The sequence below is a fragment of the Caballeronia calidae genome (assembly GCF_900044055.2).
GTDB lineage: Bacteria > Pseudomonadota > Gammaproteobacteria > Burkholderiales > Burkholderiaceae > Caballeronia > Caballeronia calidae.
Map to the genome: position 1 here is coordinate 1 of NZ_FCOX02000190.1, position 3,800 is coordinate 3,800.

General features: G+C 59.8%; 4 protein-coding genes. 1 reads left to right on the forward strand and 3 read right to left on the reverse strand.

Features of this window, described 5'->3' with window-relative positions:
- Positions 1 to 70: 70 nt before the first annotated feature.
- Together AWB78_RS44825 and AWB78_RS49650 are read right to left on the reverse strand one after the other, a co-directional pair.
- Positions 71 to 382 carry an ISAs1 family transposase gene (locus AWB78_RS44825; protein ID WP_074173721.1) on the reverse strand — a complete coding sequence of 104 codons (312 nt, stop codon included), beginning with the start codon at positions 380 to 382 and terminating at the stop codon, positions 71 to 73.
- On the reverse strand, positions 300 to 584 hold the full coding sequence (locus AWB78_RS49650; RefSeq protein ID WP_074173722.1) for a transposase family protein: 285 nt from the start codon (positions 582 to 584) through the stop codon (positions 300 to 302). Before AWB78_RS49650 ends, AWB78_RS44825 begins: the two co-directional genes overlap by 83 nt.
- 334 nt (positions 585 to 918) lie before the next feature.
- Between AWB78_RS49650 and AWB78_RS41725 the strand changes: the two genes are divergently transcribed.
- Positions 919 to 2,226 (forward strand): dicarboxylate/amino acid:cation symporter, encoded by a 1,308-nt coding sequence (locus AWB78_RS41725; RefSeq protein ID WP_062613059.1) that lies wholly within the window; start codon positions 919 to 921, stop codon positions 2,224 to 2,226.
- Positions 2,227 to 2,956: 730 nt separating this feature from the next.
- On the opposite strand, the gene AWB78_RS41730 is transcribed toward AWB78_RS41725, so the two are convergent.
- Positions 2,957 to 3,208, reverse strand: a complete 252-nt coding sequence (locus AWB78_RS41730; RefSeq protein ID WP_062613057.1) for a hypothetical protein — start codon at positions 3,206 to 3,208, stop codon at positions 2,957 to 2,959.
- Positions 3,209 to 3,800 lie beyond the last annotated feature (592 nt).

Consider the following 3,800-nt stretch of genomic DNA (forward strand, 5'->3'; position numbering starts at 1 on the left):
CTTGCGGGCGATCGCACGCTGACATCCCATCGCGTCAATGGTCACGATCGCGCCTTTAAGCAGCAGGGAATCAATCAGCTCCGGTATCGCGGCGATTTCGTTGCTCTTGTCGGCCGTGCGGACCTTGCCCCAGCACCAGCCCCAGACCGGCACCATATGCCGAGACCTGATGAATCGCGCGTTTATCCTGCTGATGTGAGCCGGGCACCGTCTTGCCATCGATAGCGACAATCTGATCAACCAGACTGGGAATCAGACCACTCATCCAGCCGACAAAGCATGCTTCGAACTGCTTCGAATCAAGCGCGGCGAACGCCCGGTCGAAGGTATCGTGCGATGGGATGCCGTTGAGTTGCGGGGTGTGGCGGCGAGAGCCAGTCAAGCTTCTCTTCGCCCCAAACCTGAACGGCAACCCCGTTGTCTGCTCCGCACAGGATCGCGCACAACGCGCTCGCCAGAATTTCACTCAGGCCATGCACAGGACTGTGCCCGCGCGGATCGTCCAGACTACCAAACGCCTCTTCAGAGGCTAAGCACGCCCCGCATCGTTCACCCGCAGAAAATCCGCAGCAAACGATCTTCACGCGTTGCTTACAATCTTCCCTGACTTTTAATCATGAACGCTCATTCGCGCCATTGCCCTGGACCGAAGCGCGGACGGGAATAAGTTTTCATAATTCAAAATTCGTACTCAGGCTATTCAAGCTCAGAATGCGCGGGGCGCATGTCCGCGGATGCGCCTAGGCAGTTGCACTACACCGGAGTTGCCCGTGTGCTGGCCTGGCCGACAGCTTTGATCCCACAGCTGGCCATACGGGTTTTTTGTCCCATTTTTTCCGGTTGATGCCGGATCGAGGTTTGCCCATGCAACGTTCCATTCGGCGGCTTCAGCCACAACCTGGCCGCGCCGGCGTTATGATGCAAAAAAAGAATAGCGCCGCCTTCTGCATCCTCATCGCGATGCTGATAGGAATCGCTATCGGCTATGTCGTCTTCACCAGCTTGCCGGACAAGAAGGCCACCGCCGATATCGCCGGCTACATCTCGCTCGTATCGGACGTGTTCCTACGGCTAATCAAGATGGTGATCGGGCCTCTCGTCTTCTCCACACTGGTCGTCGGTATCGCTCAGATGGGTGACGCAACCTCGGTGGGTCGCGTCTTTGCGAAAGCGCTCGGCTGGTTCGTCACCGCATCGGTGATCTCACTGCTGCTGGGGCTGCTTATGGCGAACCTATTCAAGCCGGGCGAAAATCTCGGCTTGCCGCTGCCCGATATTGGCGCCTCAGCCAACCTCGCAACGTCCAAGTTCACGCTCAAAGATTTCGTCGGCCACATGGTGCCCAGGTCGTTTGCCGAGGCGATGTCCAACAACGAGATCCTGCAGATCGTCGTGTTTTCGATGTTCTTTGGCGTCGCGTTGGCCGCGCTCGGCGAGCGCGGCAAGATCCTCGTGACCGCGATCGATCAGTTGTCGCATGTGATGCTCAAAATTACCGGCTACGTGATGAAGCTCGCGCCACTGGCGGTGCTGGCCGCCATGGCCGCAACCGTCGCGGTCAACGGGCTCTCGATCCTGGCGAAGTTCGCAGTCTTCATGGGTGAGTTCTACCTCAGCCTGTTTCTCCTCTGGGCGGTACTCGTCAGTGTCGGGCTGCTGTTCCTCGGACCACGCATCTTCAAGCTCCTGGCGCTGATCAAGGAAGCGTTCATGCTGTCGTTCGCGACCGCCAGTTCCGAGGCTGCGTATCCGAAGATCCTCGACGCGCTGGACCGGTTCGGCGTCAGACGCAAAATCTCCAGCTTCGTGATGCCGATGGGTTACTCGTTCAACCTCGACGGCTCGATGATGTACTGCACGTTCGCGGCGCTGTTCATTGCACAGGCGTACAACATCCACCTGTCGCTCGGCACACAAATTACCATGCTGCTGACGCTGATGTTCACCTCCAAGGGGATGGCCGGCGTGCCGCGGGCATCGCTCGTCGTGATCGCCGCGACCCTGCATCAGTTCGGGATTCCAGAGGCCGGCCTGCTGCTCATTCTCGGCGTCGACATGTTCCTCGACATGGGTCGCTCGGCCACGAACGCAGTGGGCAACTCGATCGCAAGCGCAGTGGTCGCGAAGTGGGAAGGCCAACTGATGTCCAAGGCAGAAGCCGAGGTCCACGCGGCACGCATCGACGCCGGATTAGCGGCGACGATCGCGCATCCGGCCGATGCCTGACGGAAAAGAAGCAACGAAGCTCGCAGCGATTCGGGCCTTTTCTGGCGACTGAACTCAAGCTAATGTCGCCGACCGAACGCAGGCGAGACGTGCTGCACATCTCGCCAGGTCGATTCCTGCCCGGTACCGTATATTGGCACAACCGGGCGGGCGGATCGCATGGCATGCGCGGCCGCCACGCCTCCTTGTCGCAGAAGAATTCGATGCGCGGCGTCGAAGACGCGTGTCGTCGATAACGCTGCGCCTATTGCGCCTCGACACCGCACGTTGGGCAACGCACTGCGCAAGCGATCTCACCTCGTCCGCCTGCGCAGCCCGAGCGACCGGACGAAGCTGCCGCCCAGATCCGGCTAATCTTTGCGACTAGCTCCCGTGTGTTCGGCGCCGCGTATGACCCACCGGCCATCCCGAGCCATCCCGAGCCATTCCAAGTATGGCGCGCCCATCCATCGCCGCTCGGATGTGTTCTGCGTAGCCGACCTACGCGTTACGACGTGGATGAAGCGCGTCCTGATCATCGCCGGGTTGCGACGACTTCGTCTGCATGACAAACGATCCGTCACATTCATTCACTGCCGTTCATGACGCGCGCAGGTGGGAAGGCACGCGTGCGGTCAATCTTCAACGGCTTGTCGTCCGGCGTGTGAATGACGGCCGGCGCATCCGTGTCGATCCGTCCGTCGCACATAGCACGCGCGGTCAAGCTCAGCAGTGCGGCTCGCTAAGAACCTTAACGCTCAGATCCTACACATGCGCGATCCAGGAGCTCCGAGACGACTTGTAAATGCAGACGATGCTTGAGTCGTTTAAAAGCCTCCTCAATGCGCCAGCGCTGGCAGAGGGCGGTGAAGTCGACGGCTGACCAGGCGGTGTCGTCGAGCAGGCCGGTGGCGAGCTCGCGCACGCTCCCCTCGGGCGTGATGACGCGGATCAGCATGAGCAGGTCTTGCTTGCCCAGCAGTTCGAAGTGTTCGAACTGCATCTGTCGCTCGCCGGTATCCGTCGGACTGCGAATGGTGACGATGGCGCGATGATGTTCGAGCGTGAGAAAGGCATGTACGTCCCAAGTATAGGCCGGGCTGTTCTGCGGTCGTGGACTGGCGTGGGAACCGTCTCGCCCGTGCTGCGTGTTACGGCTCGGGTTATTTGAGCTTCGACAAGGGCGTTTGTCTCCCGTTCGGCAAGAACGAGTTCCTGAACTTCTGCGCGAACATCGCCAGACATGGCGAGCATGAGATAGGTCGGTACCACTCTGTTATCGGCATCGTCACAACCGACATCGCTGTAATTCCACAGTCACATGCATCCGTTGCGCACAATCGTGCGAACTGAGCGCCAAACCAGGGGTTGTTTGATGAATGGCGATCCAATCGCATCACCGATAATCGCAATGTCACTCCACCAACCCGTACGTCGCTATGTGGGGCCTTATTCGAGATACGCGTCGGCTGGTCATGCAATGGGGCCCGCCGACCGTTGTGCCAGCCATGACCGTTCTGCTGCTTTGCGCGCTCTGGATCACGGTGCTGTACCGCCTGGACGTCGAAAGAAACACGGCCCTGCACGAAGCGCGC

Excerpts from the sequence above, each read along its gene's own strand:
- AWB78_RS41725 (WP_062613059.1), top strand. The coding sequence starts at position 919 with ATGCAAAAAAAGAATAGCGCCGCCTTCTGCATCCTCATCGCGATGCTG.
- AWB78_RS41730 (WP_062613057.1), bottom strand. The coding sequence starts at position 3,208 with ATGCAGTTCGAACACTTCGAACTGCTGGGCAAGCAAGACCTGCTCATG.